The sequence below is a fragment of the Telluria sp. PB2R4 genome (assembly GCF_059685695.1).
On the sequence record NZ_JCASIC010000008.1, the window covers coordinates 173,104 to 191,745 of the forward strand.

At 66.5% G+C, this 18,642-nt stretch carries 14 protein-coding genes; 8 read left to right on the plus strand and 6 right to left on the minus strand.

Annotated features, from left to right (window positions below):
* Position 1: 1 nt before the first annotated feature.
* The 3 genes from AC56LU_RS15050 to AC56LU_RS15060 all read left to right on the plus strand — a co-directional run bounded on the left by AC56LU_RS15050 (position 2) and on the right by AC56LU_RS15060 (position 4,341).
* A complete protein-coding gene (locus AC56LU_RS15050; RefSeq protein WP_497176416.1) occupies positions 2–2,545 on the plus strand; it encodes an ABC transporter permease in 2,544 nt (847 codons plus the stop codon).
* Between the two features lie 68 nt (positions 2,546–2,613).
* On the plus strand, positions 2,614–3,018 hold the full coding sequence (locus AC56LU_RS15055) for a group II truncated hemoglobin (protein WP_497176417.1): 405 nt from the start codon (positions 2,614–2,616) through the stop codon (positions 3,016–3,018).
* A gap of 3 nt (positions 3,019–3,021) precedes the next feature.
* The gene (locus AC56LU_RS15060; protein WP_497176418.1) at positions 3,022–4,341 is read left to right on the plus strand and encodes a DNA recombination protein RmuC; all 1,320 of its coding nucleotides are present in this window, start codon (positions 3,022–3,024) and stop codon (positions 4,339–4,341) included.
* Between the two features lie 9 nt (positions 4,342–4,350).
* Here AC56LU_RS15060 and moeA read toward each other — a convergent pair whose 3' ends face one another.
* From moeA to AC56LU_RS15080, 4 genes are all read right to left on the minus strand, one after another.
* Complete coding sequence (gene moeA / locus AC56LU_RS15065; RefSeq protein WP_497176419.1) at positions 4,351–6,234, minus strand: molybdopterin molybdotransferase MoeA; 1,884 nt, start codon at positions 6,232–6,234, stop codon at positions 4,351–4,353.
* A gap of 10 nt (positions 6,235–6,244) precedes the next feature.
* Entirely contained in the window at positions 6,245–7,360 is a 1,116-nt protein-coding gene (moaA, locus tag AC56LU_RS15070) for a GTP 3',8-cyclase MoaA (protein ID WP_497176420.1), read from the minus strand.
* Positions 7,353–8,666, minus strand: coding sequence for a chromate efflux transporter (chrA, locus tag AC56LU_RS15075; RefSeq protein ID WP_497176421.1), 1,314 nt, complete (start codon positions 8,664–8,666; stop codon positions 7,353–7,355). Before chrA ends, moaA begins: the two co-directional genes overlap by 8 nt.
* A 112-nt stretch (positions 8,667–8,778) precedes the next feature.
* A complete protein-coding gene (locus tag AC56LU_RS15080; RefSeq protein WP_497176422.1) occupies positions 8,779–11,871 on the minus strand; it encodes an Rne/Rng family ribonuclease in 3,093 nt (1,030 codons plus the stop codon).
* Between the two features lie 798 nt (positions 11,872–12,669).
* Here AC56LU_RS15080 and AC56LU_RS15085 point away from each other — a divergent pair.
* From AC56LU_RS15085 to AC56LU_RS15100, 4 genes are all read left to right on the plus strand, one after another.
* Positions 12,670–13,683 carry an RluA family pseudouridine synthase gene (locus AC56LU_RS15085; protein WP_497176423.1) on the plus strand — a complete coding sequence of 338 codons (1,014 nt, stop codon included), beginning with the start codon at positions 12,670–12,672 and terminating at the stop codon, positions 13,681–13,683.
* A gap of 148 nt (positions 13,684–13,831) precedes the next feature.
* Positions 13,832–14,491 carry an HAD-IIIA family hydrolase gene (locus AC56LU_RS15090; RefSeq protein ID WP_497176424.1) on the plus strand — a complete coding sequence of 220 codons (660 nt, stop codon included), beginning with the start codon at positions 13,832–13,834 and terminating at the stop codon, positions 14,489–14,491.
* 13 nt (positions 14,492–14,504) lie between these two features.
* Positions 14,505–14,897, plus strand: a complete 393-nt coding sequence (locus tag AC56LU_RS15095) for a Rieske (2Fe-2S) protein (RefSeq protein WP_497176425.1) — start codon at positions 14,505–14,507, stop codon at positions 14,895–14,897.
* 24 nt (positions 14,898–14,921) lie between these two features.
* Positions 14,922–15,935, plus strand: a complete 1,014-nt coding sequence (locus AC56LU_RS15100; RefSeq protein ID WP_497176426.1) for a S49 family peptidase — start codon at positions 14,922–14,924, stop codon at positions 15,933–15,935.
* A 195-nt stretch (positions 15,936–16,130) separates the two neighbouring features.
* On the opposite strand, the gene AC56LU_RS15105 is transcribed toward AC56LU_RS15100, so the two are convergent.
* Positions 16,131–16,394, minus strand: a complete 264-nt coding sequence (locus AC56LU_RS15105) for a hypothetical protein (protein ID WP_497176427.1) — start codon at positions 16,392–16,394, stop codon at positions 16,131–16,133.
* A 289-nt stretch (positions 16,395–16,683) separates the two neighbouring features.
* Here AC56LU_RS15105 and AC56LU_RS15110 point away from each other — a divergent pair, with 289 nt between their 5' ends.
* Entirely contained in the window at positions 16,684–17,397 is a 714-nt protein-coding gene (locus tag AC56LU_RS15110; RefSeq protein WP_497176428.1) for a pseudouridine synthase, read from the plus strand.
* Positions 17,398–17,406: 9 nt separating this feature from the next.
* On the opposite strand, the gene AC56LU_RS15115 is transcribed toward AC56LU_RS15110, so the two are convergent.
* Positions 17,407–18,597, minus strand: coding sequence for an ROK family protein (locus tag AC56LU_RS15115; protein WP_497176429.1), 1,191 nt, complete (start codon positions 18,595–18,597; stop codon positions 17,407–17,409).
* Positions 18,598–18,642: the final 45 nt, after the last annotated feature.

The following is an 18,642-nucleotide window of genomic DNA, read 5'->3' on the forward strand; positions in this document are numbered from 1 at the left end:
CATGTTCAAACAGTCCCTTCGCATGACCGCGCGCGACTGGCGCGCGGGCGAGCTGCGTTTCCTGCTGGTGGCCCTGATCGTGGCCGTGTCGGCGCTGTCCTCGGTCGGCTTCTTCATCGACCGCATGCGCGCGGGGCTGAATCGCGACGCGCACCAGCTGCTGGGCGCCGACCTGCTGATCAACGCCGATGACGCGATCCAGCAGCGCTGGCGCGAAGAAGCGGCGCGGCGCGGCCTGCTGGTGGCCGATACCGTCGCCTTCCAGAGCATGGCGCAGGCGGGCGAGGGTGAGGCCACGCTGGCCCAGCTGGCCGCCGTCAAGGCGGTATCGGGCGGGTATCCATTGCGCGGCCAACTCGCCATCACCACCGATCCGAACGATGCCGGCCGCGCCGTCGGCCGGAAGACGCGGGCGGTCCCGGAGCCGGGCACGGTGTGGGTCGACGCCAACCTGCTGCCCGCACTGAAGGTGGGCGTGGGCGGCACGATCCAGCTCGGCGACAAGGCTTTCCGCATCGCCCAGCTGATCGCCACCGAACCGGACAAGGGCGCCGGCTTCTCCAATTTCGCGCCGCGCGTGATGCTGTCGCTGCAGGACCTGCCGGCCACGCGCCTGGTGGATGCGTTTTCGCGCGTTACCTATCGCCTGCAGGTGGCGTCGCCGTCGAAAAACGAGCTGGCCGGCGTCAAGGCCTTCGAGCAGTGGGTGCGCGCCGATATCGTCAAGAACAATGTGCGCGGCGTGCGCATCGAGACGCTCGAGAACGGCCGTCCCGAGATGCGCGCCACGCTCGACCGCGCCGACAGCTTCCTGTCGCTGGTCGGCCTGCTGTCGGCGATGCTGGCCGCGGTGGCGGTCGCGATGGCGGCGCGCCGCTTCATGCAGCGCCACCTGGACGCCTGCGCGATGCTGCGCTGCCTCGGCATGACCCAGAACCAGGTCGGCGCCATGTACCTGACCGAATTCGCCATCGTCGGCCTGGCGGGCAGCCTGCTGGGCGTGGCGGTGGGCTTCGGCGCCCACTTCATCCTGGTCCAGATGATCGGCAACCTGCTGCCGCCCGACCTGCCGCCGGTGTCGCCGCTGCCCGCGCTGCAGGGCATCGCCACCGGCATGCTGCTGCTGGTCGGCTTCGCGCTGCCGCCGGTACTCCAGCTGCGCAACGTGCCGCACAACCGCGTCATCCGGCGCGAGGCAGCAAGCCCGCAGCCGCTGGCGCTGGCCACCTACGGCCTGGGCATCGGCGTGTTCCTGGCGCTGCTGCTGTGGCAGGCCGGCGACACGAAACTGGCCCTGATGACGGCCGGCGGCTTCCTCGGCGGCCTGGCCCTGTTCGCCTTCGTCGCCTGGCTCGGCCTGCGCCTGCTGCGACGCCTGCGCGGCGCCTCCAGGAACCAGAGCTGGCGCTTCGCCATCACCTCGCTGCAGCGCCGCCCCGGCGCTACCGTGGTGCAGGTGGTGTCGCTGTCGCTGGGCCTGATGGCGCTGCTGCTGCTCACCGTCGTGCGCGGCGACCTGATGTCGGCCTGGCGCAGCGCCACGCCGCCGGATGCGCCGAACCGCTTCATCATCAACATCCAGCCGGAGCAGGCGGCCGGCGTCGAGGGGCAGCTGCGCGGCGCGGGCGTGCGCACGCCGATGCTGTATCCGATGATCCGCGGCCGCCTGACCGCCGTCAACGGCCAGCCGATCACCCGCAACAGCTACCAGGACGGCGATGCGCGCCGCCTGGCCGAGCGCGAGTTCAACCTGTCGACGGTAGCAAGCCTGCCCGAGACCAACGAGATCGTCGAAGGCGCCTGGTACAAGGATGCGCCGGGCGTGGCCGAAGCGTCGGTGGAGCAGAGCCTGGCCAAGCGGCTTGGCCTGAAGCTGGGCGACGTGATGCGCTTCGACATGGCCGGCCTGCCGGTGGAGGCGAAAGTGACCAGCCTGCGCAAGCTCGAATGGGGCTCGATGCGCGCCAACTTCTTCGTCATCATCAACCCGCAAGCGATGGCGAATGCGCCGAAGAGCTACATGACGGCCTTCCACCTGCCCGAGGGCGGAAGCGCCGCGTCCGGCAATCTCACCAACAGCCTGACCCGGGCCTACCCGAACCTGACCGTGATCGACGTCTCCGGCATCATCCGCCAGCTGCAGGAAGTGCTCGACCAGGTGGTGGTGGCGGTCGAGTTCCTGTTCATGTTTACCCTCGCTTCCGGCGTGCTGGTGCTGTACGCGGCCCTGATGGGATCGCAGTCGGAGCGCACCCGCGAAGCAGGCCTGCTGCGCGCCCTCGGCGCCACGAAAGGCCAGCTGGCGACGGCGCAGCGCATCGAGTTCGTGCTGGTGGGCGGCCTGTCCGGTGTGCTGGCGGCGACCGGCGCGGCGGCGATGGGCTGGGTGCTGGCCGAGTTCATCTTCAAGTTCCCCTGGAAGTTCGAGCCGCAGGTGTGGCTGGCCGGGGTGGTGGTGGGCGCGCTTTGCGCCTTGATCGGCGGCTGGCTGGGCCTGCGCAGCGTGCTGCGCCAGCCGCCGCTGCAGACGCTGCGCGAAGCTTGACGCGCTGAGTTTGCAACAACGCGTTGCCGGGGTGGCCAGTCGCTACCCCGGCGCGCTATCATGGCGGCATGTCCGAACCGAACACCCCCGAAGCACAAACGCTGTACCAAGTCATGGGCGGCGCCGAGCGCCTGCGCGAACTGGTCGACCGCTTCTACGACCTGATGCAGCTGGAGCCCGAATTCGCCGGCATCCACGCCATGCACCCCGTCCCCAACGACAGCTCGCGCGAGAAGCTGTTCATGTTCCTGTCCGGCTGGACCGGCGGCCCCGACCTGTTCATCGAACGCTACGGCCACCCGCGCCTGCGCGCACGCCATCTGCCCTTCGCCATCGGCACGGGTGAACGCGACCAGTGGCTGCGGGCCATGGCCTGGGCGATGGAAGACCTGGGCTACGACGAGGCGCTGCGCATGCGGCTGATGCAGTCGTTCTACCAGACCGCCGACTGGATGCGGAACAAGGCCGACTGATCCATGACCATCGTCGAACTCCTGATTCTGCTGGCGGTCGTGGTCGTCATCGCGCTGCAGCTGTTGCTGCTGGCGAAAGCCCGTTCCAATGGCGACGGTCGCCACATCGAACGCCTGGAGCGCGAGCTGCGTCTCGAGATGCAATCCACCGCCCAGACCACGCGCCAGGAAGTGGCGGGGCACATGGGCCAGTACCACGGCGCCACCGTGCAGCAGCTCGACGGCATGCGCCAGCAGATGCAGCTGCATTCCGCCAGCGGCCGCGAAGAGCAGGCGCGCGCGCTCAAGCGCTTCGCCGACACGCTGCAGCTGACCCTGTCGAACCTGACCGAATCGAACGCCCAGCGCATGCTGGAAGTGCGCGGCACGCTGGAAAGCAAGATCCGCGACCTGCAGCTTGACAACGCCAAGCGCCTCGAAGAGATGCGCCAGACCGTCGATGAAAAGCTGCATGCGACGCTGGAGACGCGCCTGACGGAGAGCTTCAGGCAGGTGAGCGAACGCCTGGAAAAGGTGCACCAGGGCCTGGGCGAAATGCAGCAGCTGGCGATCGGCGTCGGCGACCTGAAGCGGGTGCTCACCAACGTCAAGACCCGCGGCACCTGGGGCGAAGTACAGCTCGAGATGCTGCTCGAGCAGGTGCTGACCGTGGACCAGTACGCGAAGAATGTCGAGACCATCGCGGGAAGCGGCGCGCGCGTCGAATTCGCGATCAAGCTGCCGGGCGTGGTCGACGGCGGGCCGCCGCTGTGGCTACCGATCGACGCCAAGTTCCCGAAGGAGCAGTACGAGCGCCTGCTGGAAGCGGCCGAGACGGCCGACGCCGACGGCGTGGCGCGCTTTGGCGCCGAGCTCGAACGCGCGGTGCGCGGCGAGGCGAAAACCATCTGCGAAAAATACGTATCGCCGCCGCAGACGACCGACTTCGCGATCCTGTTCCTGCCGACCGAAGGCCTGTACGCGGAAGTGATGCGGCGCCCGGGCCTGGCCGACGACCTGCAGCGCGTGCTGCGCGTGACGATTGCCGGGCCGTCGACGCTGTCGGCGCTGCTCAACAGCCTGCAGATGGGCTTCCGCACCCTGGCGCTGGAAAAACGCTCGTCCGAGGTATGGCAGGTGCTGGGCGCCGTGAAGACCGAGTTCACCAAGTTCGGCGACGTGCTGGCGGCCACCAAGGCGACGCTGGAGAAGGCCGCCAAGAACATCGAAAGCGCCGAAGTGCGCAGCCGCCAGATGGCGCGCAAGCTGAAGTCGGTGGAGGCCTTGCCGAGCGAAGCGGCGCAGCTGATGCTCGGCCCGGACCGTCTCGATACCGACGAATGATGCGGCTTGTTACATCAATCCTTCGAAAGGGATGATGTCGACCATGTCGCCCGCGTTGACATTGCCCTGCTCGTCGTGCAGCACCACCATGCAATTCGCCTCGGACATCGAACGCAAGATGCCCGAGCCTTGCGAGCCCGTGATGCGCACTTCCGGCGGGCCGTCGCCGGCGCGTGACAGGATGCCGCGCTGGTATTCGGTGCGGCCTGGCTTCTTGCGAATGGCAGCAGCCGAGCGGGCGCGCAGCAGCGGCAGCGGGGCCTCGGCGCCCATCATGCGCAGAAGCGCCTCGCGCGCGAAGAAGTAGAAGGACACCATCACCGCCACCGGATTGCCCGGCAAGCCGAACAGGAAGGCGCTGCGGCCGGCCGAAGCCACGCGCCCGAAGGCCAGCGGCCGCCCGGGGCGCATGCCGATTTTCCAGAAGCTCACCTCCCCCAGCTTGGCCATGATCTGCCTGGTGTAGTCGGCCGCGCCCACCGACACCCCACCCGAGGTGATGACGGCGTCCGCATTCTCGCAGGCGCTGCGCAGGGCGTCTTCCAGCGCTTGCGGGTCGTCGCGCACGACGCCCATGTCGATGACATCAACGCCGAGGCGTTGCAGCATGCCGTAGATGGTGTAGCGGTTGCTGTCGTAGACGCAGCCTTCGCCAAGGGTCTCGCCGACCGAGCGCAGCTCGTCGCCGGTGGAAAAGAAGGCCACGCGCAGGCGGCGCTGCACCGCGACTTCGGCGATGCCGAGCGAGGCCATCATGCCCAGGTCCGGCGGGCGCACCACGCGCCCGGACCTCAAGGCAGCGCTGCCGGCCTGCAGGTCTTCGCCGGCGAAGCGGCGGTTGTCGCCGGGGCGGATCACGCCCACAGGCAGGATGATCGTATCGCCTTCTTGCGTGACGAATTCCTGCGGTACCACGCTGTCGCAACCGTCGGGCATGACGCCGCCCGTCATGATGCGTACGCATTCCCCGGGACCCGGGACCAGGCCGGACGGATTGCCGGCAAACGCGGTGCCGATCACGCGCAGGCTGGCCGGGCCATCGCCGCCCAGGTCGGCGCCGCGCAATGCGAAGCCGTCCATGGCCGAGTTGTCGTGGGCCGGCACGTCGATCGGCGAGATCACGTCGGCAGCCAATACCCGCCCGAGCGCGGACCGCAGGGCCACTTTTTCGACGGCGCGCACCGGCTGCACGAACTCGCGGATGATGCGCTGGGCGTCACGCACGCTCAAGGCGTCCGGATCGTAGCCGGACAGGCAGCTGACGACTTTCGCCAGCGTCGGTGGAGATGCGGGCGGGGAGGTATCGTCCAGCCCCTGCAGGTCTTCTAACGTATTGATATTGCGGAAGGCCTCCGCATCCTCGAACAGCACCTCGACCGAGGTCAACTCCTTGTACCAGCCGTCCACCCGGCGTCCGCCCTCGAGCAGGTACTGCGACAGCACCGGCAGCCGGCTCGCCTTCACCAGGCAGAACACCGGATGCGCTTGCGGGCGCATGCCCGGCTCCCGGGTCGCGGCAAAGGCCACGTCGGCGTCCGCCGCTTCCGCGGCGGCAGCCAGGCGCGCGGCCAGGTCCGGCGGCAGGAAGGGCGAATCGCAGGGCACCGCCAGCAGCCAGGGGGTGACGCAGTGGCGCAGCCCGGCTTCCAGGCCGGCCAGCGGCCCTGCGAACCCCGGCGTTTCATCCTGCCACACGGGGGCGGCCAGCTCCAGCCAGCTTTCAATGTTGCGGTTGGCGTTGACCATGACCGAGCCCACCTGCGGCAGCAGGCGCTCGATCGCGTGCTGGGCCATCGGCTTGCCGCGGAAGGGCTGCAGGCCCTTGTCGACGTTGCCCATGCGCGAGCCACGGCCGCCCGCCAGGATGAGTCCCGTGATGAGTTTCTTGTCCATGTTTTATGTATCAGCCGCCGATGTACGACATTTCGACTTTCTTGCCGCGTGCGGGACCCGAGGCGTCGACCGTCCGCGTTTCCGAATAGCGGTCGCTGCGTCCGCGCCACAGCCGGGCGATGGCGCCGGACATCTCGCTGTCCGTGCGGCCGTTGCGCAGCAGGGCGCGCAGGTCATGGCCGCGGGTGGCGAACAGGCAGGTGTAGAGCTTGCCCTCGGTCGACAGGCGCAGGCGCGTGCAGTCGTGGCAGAAGGCTTGCGTGACGCTGGAGATGAAGCCGACCTCGCCGCTGCCGTCAAGGTAGCGCCAGCGGGCCGCGGTCTCGCCGCTGTAGTTGGCGCCGACCGGCGCCAACGGCAATTCGAGCCCGATGCGGCGCACCAGCTCGGCGGAAGGAATGACCTCGTCCATGTTCCAGCCGTTCGACGCGCCCACGTCCATGTATTCGATGAAGCGCAGGATGAAGGGCGAATCCTTGAAGTGGCGTGCCATCGGCAAGACCTGGTCTTCGTTGGTGCCGCGCTTGACCACCATGTTGACCTTGATCGGTCCGAGCCCGGCGGCGTGGGCAGCATCCAGCCCGTGCAGCACATCGCTGACGGCGAAGTCGACGTCGTTCATGCGGCGGAACACCGTGTCGTCGAGCGCGTCGAGCGATACCGTTACGCGGTCGAGACCCGCGTCTTTCAGGGCCCGGGCCTTGCGCGCCAGCAGCGAGCCGTTGGTGGTGAGCGTGATGTCGAGCGGGCGGCCGCTTGGCGTGCCCAAGGCGCGCAGCATGCCGACCAGACCCTCGAGATTCTTGCGCAGCAGCGGTTCGCCGCCGGTCAGGCGGAGCTTCTCGACGCCGTGGGCGACGAACAGGCGCGCCACCCGCGTGATCTCTTCGAACGACAGCAAGTCGCCGTGCGGCAGGTAGGCATAGTCCTTGTCGAAGACCTCTTTCGGCATGCAGTACACGCAGCGGAAATTGCAGCGGTCGGTCACCGAGATGCGCAGGTCGTGCAGCGGCCTGCCCAGGGCGTCCAGAAGCCGCCCGGTGGGCGCTTCCGGCGCCGTCGGCACCGCCATCGATGGCAAACGCAGCTCGCGCAGGTCGGTAATCGGGATGATTTTTTCAGGCATGCCAATACGATAGCACGACCCCCGCCAGCGCACAGGCGGCGATCAGCTTGATGGGGCCGACCTTGAAGCGCAGCAGGGCAAGGCTGGCGGCGGCGCCGATGACGATCGCCGCGGGCTGGGCCTGGCCGCCGGCGAAGAATACGTGCTGGCCGAAGAACACGGCCAGGCTGGCAACCACGCCGACCACCGCGGCCGAAATCGCCGTCAAGGGGGCCGTCAGACGCACGTTGCCGCGCCCGGATTCGACCAGCGGCCCGCCGGCCAGGATGAACACGAAGGACGGCAGGAAGGTGAACAGGGCCGCCACCAGCGCCGCGGCGATGCCGGCAAGCGGGAGTGCGGCCGGGCCGAACAGCGCATGGGTCCAGCCGCCGACAAAGCCGACAAAAGCCACGATCATGATCAGGGGCCCGGGCGTGGTCTCGCCCAGGGCCAGGCCGTCGATCATCTGGGTGGGGCTGAGCCAGCCATACTGCTCGACCGCGCCCTGCACCACATAGGGCAGCACGGCGTAGGCGCCGCCGAAGGTCAGCAGCGCGGCCTTGGTGAAGAACCAGCCCATCCGCGCCAGCGTGCCGTCGACCCCGTAGCTTGCCGCCAGCGCCAGCAGGGCGCCGCCGGCCAGGCCGACACCCAGCAGGGACACCTTGAGCAGCCCGCGCAGCGAGAAGCGGGCGTGCGCCGGCGTCGGCGTGTCGTCGTCGATCAGGGCCGGACCGTAGTGCCTGCGGTCGGCCGGGTGTCCGCCGCCGGGCTGGAAGCGCTGGGGCCAGACGCGGCCGCCCACCAAACCCGCGAGCGCGGCGGCCAGCACGATGAGCGGGAAGGGCAGGTCGAGCAGCGTAATGGCGACAAAGGCGAGTGCGGCGATGGCGGCAAGCAGGCCGTTGCGCAGCGTGCGCGTGCCGATGCGCCAGGCCGCAGCGATCACGATGGCCACCACCGCCGGCTTGATGCCGGCCATGATGCCGGCGATGACGGGCAGGTGTCCCCAGGCCAGGTAGATCCAGGACAGGCCGATGAGCAGCGCCAGCGAGGGCAGGATGAACAGCAGCCCGGCCATGATGCCGCCCCAGGTGCGGTGCAGCAGCCAGCCGATGTAGACCGCCAGCTGGGTCGCTTCGGGACCGGGCAGCAGCATGCAGTAGTTCAGGGCGTGCAGGAAGCGCTGTTCGGAAATCCAGCGGCGCCGCTCGACCAGTTCGCTGTGCATCAGGGCGATCTGGCCGGCCGGGCCGCCGAAGCTGATGAAACCGAGCTTGAGCCAGTAGAGCAGGGCTTCGCGAAGGGAAATGGGGGCGGGCATTGTCTTATCGTAACCCGGCAATATGACAGTGTGTTGGCAGGCACATCGGCGTCCCCAAAACAAAATGGGAAGCCAGGCTTCCCATTTTGTCATTTCAGCACCAAGGCAGTGCTTACTGGCGCGTATCCACCTGGATCAGCGGCTCGTCCACCGGTGCCTGCACCGGCTTGCGGGCGCGGCCGACGCGTGGCGCGATATTGGCCTGGGCAGCTGCTTCCTGGGCTGCGCGCAGCTTCTCCGGGTCGGTCGACGCGAGCTGCAGGCCAGCCTGGGACAGCACGGCGCTCATGTCGATCGGTGCGGCGGCAGGCACCGCGGTAGGCACGGAGGCAGGTGCCGCTGCCGGCGCTGCCTGCACAGGCGCCGGAGCAGGAGCAGGAGCAGGAGCAGGAGCAGGAGCAGGAGCAGGAGCAGGAGCAGCCGCTGGAGCTTCGGCGACAGGCGCTGCAACAGCCGGAGCGACCGGGGCTTCAGCGACGGGCGCCGGCGCTGCTTGCGGAGCCGGAGCAGCAGCAGGAGCAGCCGCAGGTGCAGCCTCGACAGCCGGCGCCTTCGGTGCAGCCATCGACGCGGCGGTCGGGAACAGCCACGGACCCGGATCGGCCGCAACGGCCGGCACCGGGACGACAGCACGCGATGCTGCGGCAACCGGTGCCGGAGCGGCGGCAGCGGCTTCGGCATGCGCCTTGGCAGCCACCGACGCGGCGGTCGGGAACGGCCACGGACCTGGCTCGACCGGCGCGGACTTCTTCGGTGCGGCCTTGGCTTCGGCCGCGACTTTCGCGGCTTCTTCGTCGGCTACCGGGGTAAAGGCCGGTGCGCCTTCCACGCCGTCCGCGGACTCGATGCCCTCGGCGCCGTCACGGTCGCGACGGTTGCGGTTGCGGCCACCGCGGCGGCGGCGGCGGCGCGGCTCGTCGCCATCGGCGTCGAGTTCCTCGCCACCAGGGCCCTGCGTCGCCATTTTGACCGCGTGGTCCAGCACGTCGCCGTGCGGGGTCGTGGTCGACAGTTCGCTTTCATCGCTCGGTGCCGGGATGGCCTGCACTTTCAGTTCTTCGGCCTTGGCTTCGACCTGCTGGGCATTGCGCTCGCCACGCTCGCGCGGCTGGCGCGGTGTACGTTCCTTGCGCTCGCCCGGCTCACGTTCGGCGCGTGGTGCGGCCGTTGCGTTGTCGAGCTGTTCACGCGGCTCGCGTGGAGCGCGCGGCTCACGCTTTTCACGCGGCGGACGGGCCGGCTTGGCTTCGGCATCCACCGGCTTGACGGTGTCTTCGAGCTTGCCGGTCAGGTCGCGGTCCTCGCGCTCGCGGCCACCCTTGGCGCCGCGCGGATTGCGGGTGCGCTGGCCATTACGGCCATTGCGTTCGCCGCGTTCTGCTGGTGCCGAGGTTCCAGCTGATGCACCTGCGGGCTTCTCGACCACGCTCGGCGCCGGCGCAGGCGCCGGGACGACCGGCTCGCCCATGAAGAAGCTCTTGATGCGGGCGAAGAAGCCCAGTTCGCTCGGGGGCGGGGCCACCGGCGCCGGTGCCGTTGCGGCGGCAACCGCCGGCTTGACCGGCTTGGCCGCTTCGCTGCGGTCCACCACCGGGGCCGGCTGGGCCGGAGTGATGGTCTTGACCACGGCTTCCTGGCGCGGCTTGGCTTCTTCTTTCTGGCGCTTGGCGAAGCCCATGTCGGTCTCGGCCGATTCCGCCATGGTGTAGCTGGCGGCCGCGTCTTCCAGGCGCGGGTCGTCGTGCTTGATGCGCTCGAGCTTGTAGTGCGGGGTATCGAGATGCTTGTTCGGGATCAGGATGACTGTGATGCGGTGCCGGTTCTCGATCTTGAGCACTTCGCCGCGCTTCTCGTTGAGCAGGAAGGCGGCGACGTCCACCGGCACCTGCACGTGGATCGCGGCCGAGTTCTCCTTCATGGCCTCTTCCTGGATGATGCGCAGGACTTGCAGGGCCGAGGATTCGGTATCGCGGATGTGTCCGGTGCCCGAGCAGCGCGGGCAGGTCACATGCGAGCCTTCCGACAGCGACGGACGCAGGCGCTGGCGCGACAGTTCCATCAGGCCGAAGCGCGAGATCTTGCCCATCTGGACGCGTGCACGGTCATGGTGCAGGGCTTCCTTCAGGCGCGTTTCCACTTCGCGCTGGTTCTTGGCCACTTCCATGTCGATGAAGTCGATCACGATCAGGCCGCCCAGGTCGCGCAGGCGCAGTTGTCTAGCCACTTCGTCAGCGGCTTCGCAATTGGTGTTGAAGGCGGTGGTCTCGATGTCCGAGCCGCGCGTGGCGCGTGCCGAGTTGACGTCGATGGAGACCAGGGCTTCGGTGTGGTCGATGACGATCGCGCCGCCCGACGGCAGCGGTACGGTGCGTGCGTAGGCGGTCTCGATCTGGTGTTCGATCTGGAAGCGCGAGAACAGCGGCACGTCGTCGCTGTAGCGCTTCACGCGGTGCGCCATGTCCGGCATCACGTGCGACATGAACTGCTGCGCCTGGTCGAAGATCTCGTCGGTGTCGATCAGGACTTCGCCGATGTCCGGCTGGAAGTAGTCGCGGATCGCACGGATCACCAGCGACGATTCCTGATAAATCAGGAACGGACCCGAGGCCGACTTGCCCGCGCCTTCGATCGCGCGCCACAGTTGCATCAGGTAGTTCAGGTCCCACTGCAGTTCATCGACGTTGCGGCCGATGCCGGCGGTGCGGGCGATCACCGACATGCCCTGCGGCAGGTCGAGCTTGTCCATGGTCTCGCGCAGTTCCTGGCGCTCTTCGCCTTCGACACGGCGCGACACGCCGCCGCCGCGCGGATTGTTCGGCATCAGCACCAGGTAGCGGCCGGCCAGCGAGATGAACGAGGTCAGGGCAGCGCCCTTGTTGCCGCGTTCTTCTTTCTCGACCTGCACCATGATTTCCTGGCCTTCGCGCAGGGCTTCCTTGATGGTGCAGTTACGCACATCGACGCCATCGCGGAAATAGGTCCGGGCAACTTCTTTGAAGGGGAGGAAGCCGTGGCGGTCTTCGCCGTAGCTGACGAAGCATGCTTCGAGGGAGGGTTCGATGCGGGTGATGACACCCTTGTAGATATTCGACTTGCGTTGCTCGCGACCAGCGGTCTCGATATCGATGTCGATCAGCTTCTGGCCGTCGACAATCGCTACGCGCAGCTCTTCTTGCTGCGTAGCATTAAACAACATGCGTTTCATTTTTATTAACTCCGCGACCCGAAGGCCGTGTCATGCCGCGTGTGTCAGACGCGGCGAAAGTACAAGGGATGTACGCGGAGCAGGAATGTTGGAGGGGGGAATACCCGGGACGGGGCAGGGCGATGCAAACACATCGCTGCCGCACAGGGCGCAAATGGAGCCGAACGTCATTGTCTACGCACGCCGCAACCAGCGACTGGGACCGCCTGCCACCACGTTGGGGTGGGCACAGCGGGCACAGCGGGTCGGTGTGCAACAACGGGCCAGACCGGAGCCGGCGAACAACCGAGACGTCGATGCAGAGGCGATCAATCAGCCTTCTACCCTTGCGCCTTCAGGTGATGCTTACTTCGGTTCGGGCGGAAACGACAAGCGTTATCGACACCATCAACCGGCGAGCCGCCAAAGGTGGCTTTCCGGTACTTATCCATACAAATCCAAACAATCCAATCCGGCACTCAGCCACGCAACCCGATTGCAACTGCAGGTGCAACCCTGATCGGCGCAAGGACACCACCAAAAACCTGCTGCGCGTTGCATTTTCGGTCTGCGATGCTCGCTGTACTCTAGTACAGCTGCGCTTCTCGACCGAAACTGCTGCCGCTCGCGACGGTTTTTCGAGATGTCCGCCTGAATGTGCGTACACGTTTTTTTCCACCGAATTTGCTCATGGCGGGGCCGGTGGAGCGCGCCCCTGTGTAAAATATCGTTTTAATTCTTACACCAGCAGAGGTTTGACCGCCGCCTGTCGATTATATATTCAAAATGAAGGACTTAGAGAGAATTTCTGGGAAGACAATGCGAACAGTGTTACAGAACGATGTTGTTCCCCCTTCATCACAGCCGGCAGCAGCGGCCCCCGCATCGGCACCATTACAGGCGCAGTTCGTCACAATCACAGAGGAAGAGGCCGGCCAGCGCATCGATAACTATCTGTTGCGTGTCTGCAAAGGCGTCCCCAAAAGTCATATTTACCGCATCCTCCGTTCGGGCGAGGTGCGGGTCAACAAGGGCCGTATCGACCAGCTGTACCGCCTGGTGGAAGGCGACCTGGTGCGCATCCCGCCGATCCGCATTGCCGAGAAGGCCAGCAGCCAGGTGGCGCCGGGCGCCGAATTCGCCATCGTGTTCGAAGACACCCACCTGCTCGTCATCGACAAGCCGGCCGGGGTCGCCGTGCACGGCGGCTCGGGTGTGTCCTATGGCGTCATCGAGCAGTTGCGCGCGGCGCGGCCGGAGGCCAAGTTCCTCGAACTGGTGCACCGGCTCGACCGCGAAACCTCCGGTTTGCTGCTCATCGCCAAGAAACGCTCGGCCCTGACCAACCTGCACGACCAGATGCGCGAAGGCGTGACCGACAAGCGCTACCTCACTGCGGTGGTGGGCGACTGGACCAACAAGCGCCAGCATGTAAAGCTCCCTTTACATAAGTTCACGACTCCGGACGGCGAGCGCCGCGTGGTGGTGCAGGCCGGCGGCCAGGAAGCGCACACGGTGTTCAACCTGAAGCGCAAGTGGCAGGGCTTCGCCCTGCTCGAGGCCGAACTCAAGACCGGCCGCACGCACCAGATCCGCGTGCACCTGGCGTCGAGCGGCTTTCCGATCCTCGGCGACGAGAAATACGGCGATTTTGCCTTGAACAAGCAGCTGCAAAAGGCGAACAACGAGCGCGGGGCGCTCAAGCGCATGTTCCTGCACGCTTACCAGATCACCTTCACGCACCCCGACACCGGCCAGCCCGTGACCCTGCGCGCGCCGCTGCCGGCGGAGTGCGACCGATTCTTGGTAAGCTTGGGGCAACCATTAAACTAACATTGTAGGGTGGACGGCTTTGCCGTCCGCGCGTTCAAGCAGCTCAAGAACAGCCGCGCGGCTGTGCATTGGCTGGTTGAACGCGTGGGCGGAGGATCCGCCCACCCTACCAAACCAAGAGAGACAGGTGGCGAAGCCACCGACAACAATGCCAAGAAAGCAATTTGACCTGATCGTCTTCGACTGGGACGGCACGCTGATGGACAGCACCGCGGCCATCGTCCGCTGCATCCAGTCGGCGGCGCGCGACCTCGGTTTGCCGGTGCCGAGCGATGCCTCGGCATCGCACGTGATCGGCCTCGGTTTGTCCGAGGCCATGCAGGCCGTCCTGCCGGACATCGATCCGGTGCTGTACCCGCGCATGATCGAGCGCTACCGTTACCACTTCCTTACCAAAGACCACGAACTGGTGCTGTTCAAGGGAGTTCGCGAGATGTTGACCGAACTTTCCCAACAAGGCTACTTCCTGGCGGTAGCCACGGGAAAAAGCCGCGTGGGGCTGAACCGCGCCATGAACGCGGCCGGGCTGCTGGCCATGTTCGATGCCACCCGCTGCGCCGACGAAACCTTTTCCAAGCCGCACCCTGCCATGTTGCAGGAGCTGACCCGCGAGCTGGGCCAGGATCTGCGCCGCACCGTGATGATCGGCGACACGACCCACGACCTGATGATGGCGACCAATGCCGGCGCATCGGGCATCGCGGTCGAGTTCGGCGCTCACCCGGTGCACCAGCTGCAGGCTTGCAAGCCGATCTTCTCGGCGCGGACGATTCCCGAGCTGCATGCCTGGCTGCTGGAGAACGCATGAACATGGCTGCGTGATGGAAGAAGATCGCAGGCTGTTCGTGTGCGAAGCGTCTGCGCTGCTGGACGGAGGCAAAGGCGTGCGCTTTCCGGTAATTGCTTTTGGGCATCCGGGCACCGGCTTTGTGGTACGGTATGACGGTAAACCATTTGCTTACCTGAACCGTTGTGCGCATGTGCCGATCGAACTCGACTGGTCGCAAGGCGATTTTTTCGAATCGAGCGGCCTGTACCTGATGTGCGCGACCCATGGCGCGGTGTATGAGCCGGATACCGGCAAGTGCGCCGGCGGACCCTGCCGCGGCGGCCGGCTGCGGCCGATCGCGGTCAGCGAGCGGGACGGTGGCATCTGGTGGCAGCCCGACGACATGGTGCGGGCATCCGTCCCCGGGAATCCGACAATTAGCTGAACAATTAGCTGAACAATTGAGCGAATGAGCGACCAAACGAGTCACGATCACGATCCATTGAGCCCTTCCGACAAGCGTCTCGCCGCCGACCCGAGCGTCGGCAACTGGGAACGCGCGACGCTCGAAAAGCTGGTATTCGCCACCGTGCAGGAACGCCGGGCGGCGCGCCGCTGGGGCATTTTCTTCAAGCTGGGCTTCCTGCTGGTCGCCATCCTGGCCCTGCTCACCTATTACGACTCCACCTTCGGCCTGGGCGGCGACGAAAACCTGGGCCGCCACACGGCCCTCATCGAGATCAACGGCGATATCGAGTCCGAGGGCAGCGGCGCGGCCGATACCGTGATTCCTTCCCTGAACAAGGCATTTTCCGACGCCGGCTCGGCCGCGGTGGTGCTGCGCATCGACAGCCCCGGCGGCAGCCCGGTGCAGGCCGGCATCATCGTCGACGAGATCCAGCGCCTCAAGCGCGGCTATCCGGACAAGCCGCTGTACGTCGTGGTGGACGAGATGTGCGCCTCGGGTGGCTACTACATCGCCTCGGCGGCTGATCGCATCTATGTCAACAAGGCCTCGATCGTCGGTTCGGTCGGCGTGCTGATGGACAGCTTCGGCTTCACCGGCACCATGGAAAAGCTGGGCGTCGAGCGGCGCCTGCTCACCGCCGGCGAAAACAAGGGCTTCCTCGACCCGTTCAGCCCGCAGTCCGACAAGCACAAGGCGCACGCCCAGGCGATGCTGAATGAAATCCACCAGCAATTTATCTCGGTGGTCCGCGCCGGCCGCGGCAAGCGCTTGAAAGAAACCCCGGAAACCTTCTCGGGCCTCTACTGGACCGGCGCGAAGGCAGTGGAAATGGGCCTGGCCGACGGCTTCGGCACGGTCGACAGCGTCGCGCGCGACATCGTCAAGGCCGAGGACATCGTCGACTACACCGCCCATGAAGGCTTGCCCGAGCGCGTGCTCAAGAAGTTCGGTGCGGCGGTCGGCAATGGCGCCGTCAACGCCGCCTACAAGGGAGCTGTTCCGCAACTTCGATGACAAATTGCTTGCATCCTGCGGAACATGTTCTATATTGGGTGTAGCGACTCGAGGGCAGGTACCGATCGGGATCCGCTCCCCCACTGCACCCAGCTGCAGTTTTCGAGAGAATTCAATTCCTCATAGTAGTGTTCCTTCTCAGGAAGTGGAAACGACGGCTCCGGTCGTCGTTTTCATTTCCCGAGAGGCCTTTGATTACGTGCAGCTACCGATCTGCCGGGTGTCACCGTCGGGTACCGGCTGGCGCTTGACGATGCTTGGCGGGCAAGGCGCTGCCGTTTCTTCGTACTGGCTGAAGCCGCCGCGGTCGAGCCAGGCCTGGAAGTCACGCCGGGCATTGGCGTACCAGGCCGCACGCAAGGCCGGGGCGCCGTGGTGCAGATGGGGAATGTGTCCACCATATTGCCAGCGCGACAGGGCGAGCCGGGTGGGAAACAGGGCAGCATGGAGTCGGGCCATCTGGCGTCGCTCGGCAGGATCAACTGCGGGAGGAAGTGTTCCATCGGTCGTTTGCGCGTTGGTATGCACGGTCTTGTCCTATCGGTCATGGCGAGGAATGTTGTCTTACAAGAAGTCCTCATGTCATTAGGTGGATTCCTAACGCGTTGAAGTCTATCAATAGGAAACTTCCTAGGCTTGACGCTCGTCAAATGTACAGGTGCATCCGACGCCTGTCGGAATACTTTACGCCCGGGGTGGGGGCGCCGAAGCTTTGTCGGGACTGCCCCTTCTGTTAAAGTGGCGCCCCATGAGCAAACTTTCCCTGGACCGTATCCTGCAATCGCAGGGATTCGGCACCCGCAAATACTGCCGCGCGCTGATCGAGGACGGCGATGTGCTGGTCAACGGCACGGTCGAAGACAATTACAAGACCAGCGTCGATACCGACAACCTGGTGCTGACCGTGTTCGACGAGGAGTGGCGCTACCGCGAGCGCGTCTATCTTGCGCTGTACAAGCCGGCCAACTACGAGTGCTCGCGCAAGCCGAGCCACCATCCCGGCGTGCTGACCCTGCTGCCCGAGCAGTTCGGGTGGCGCGAAGTGCAGCCGGTCGGCCGCCTCGACCATGACACCACCGGCTTGCTCCTGATGTCGGACGACGGTCCCTTCATTCACGCCCAGTCTTCGCCCAAGCGCCACGTGCCCAAGGTCTACCAGGCCACCACCGCCGAGCCAGTGACCGAGGCCCTGGTCGCGCAGCTCCTGGGTGGCGTGCAGCTGCATGACGAGCCGGCGCCGCTGAAGGCGCTGTCCTGCGTGCGGCGCGGCGAACACCTGCTCGAGATCGTGCTCGAGCAGGGCAAGTACCACCAGGTCAAGCGCATGCTGGCGGCGGCGGACAACCATTGCAGCGCGCTCCACCGTTCGCAGATCGGCGGCCTGACGCTGGAGGCGCTGGGACTGAAAGAAGGGGAGTGGTGCTTCCTGGAGCAAGACCAGCTGGACCTGCTGGTTCCTTGACGCGCGCTTTCAATCAGGCCCATTGGCCGCTGCCCGGACCTGGCGCCCCATCCTGTCGCCCCGCCTTGCCATGCTCTGCAGGTCGAGCGGCCGCGTAAGCCGGTGACGCGCGAGCGCCGCGGCGCCGACCGCGACGGCATCGGCGCCGAAACGCGAGGTGCGGATTTCCGGTGCGGTCAGCAGCGCGGCATCCGCATACTCGCCGAGAATACGGCGTGCGGGCGCGATCAGCGTGTCGCCCAGCCGCAGCGCCGGCCCGCCGATAACGATCGTCATCGGGTCGAATGCGGCCCATAGATTGTTCAGCAGTACCCCGAGCTGTTCGCCTGCCGCGGTGACTGCCGCGCAGGTCTGTTGCTGGCCCTGCGCTATCCTGTCGAACAGCAGCTCCAGCGCCACACGGCTTGGTTTGGCCGTGCCCAGCAAGGAAGCCAGGCCGATCAACGCGTCCGCGCAGCCGCAGCGCCCGCATGAGCATGGCGGTCCGTCGATCTGCAGGATCGCGTGGCCGACTTCGCCGGCAAAGCCGTTCAGGCCGGTGAGCAGGCTGTCGCCGACGATCACGCCGGCGCCCACCCCATAGCCGATCGACAGGTAGACCAGCGGGTCGGTGCCCGACTGCCCGGTGAATTCGAACTCGGCCAGCGCCGCGGCATTGGCCTCGTTCTGCATATAGAGCGGCAAGCCGTCCAGCGGCGTGCCGGAGAAATGCGATCGCAGCTGGCTGTCCACCTCGACGTTGCGCCAGCCCAGGTGCGGTGCGTAGCGCAGTACCCCGAGCGTTTCGTTCACCCCGCCGTGCAGGCCTACGCCAATGCCGAGCACCTGGCGCGCGCCGCGGGCCCCCGTGGCGCGGCCCAGCCGGCGCGCGACGCGTACCAGTCCGGCCGCGACCACCTCGATGCAGCGCGCCGGATCCCGGGTGTCGTCGTAAGTCACCACCTGTGCGTCGAGCACTTCGCCGAGGAGGTTGGTAGCGACGATGCGCGCTTCATCCACGCCGACCTCCGCGCCAAGCAGGGCCAGGGTGTCCGGGTTGAGGTGCAGCGGCGTCGCGCGGCGGCCCACTTCACCGGTCGCAATCAACTCGCGCTCGCTCAGCCAGCCTTCGTCCATCAGGTCGCGTACCAGCATGCTGACCGTCGATTTGGTGAGCCCCAGCACCTCTGCCAGGGACGCGCGCGATAGACCGGGCTGCATGCTGACCTGGCGCACCAGCGCCATCCGGTTGAGTTGCTTGAGTAG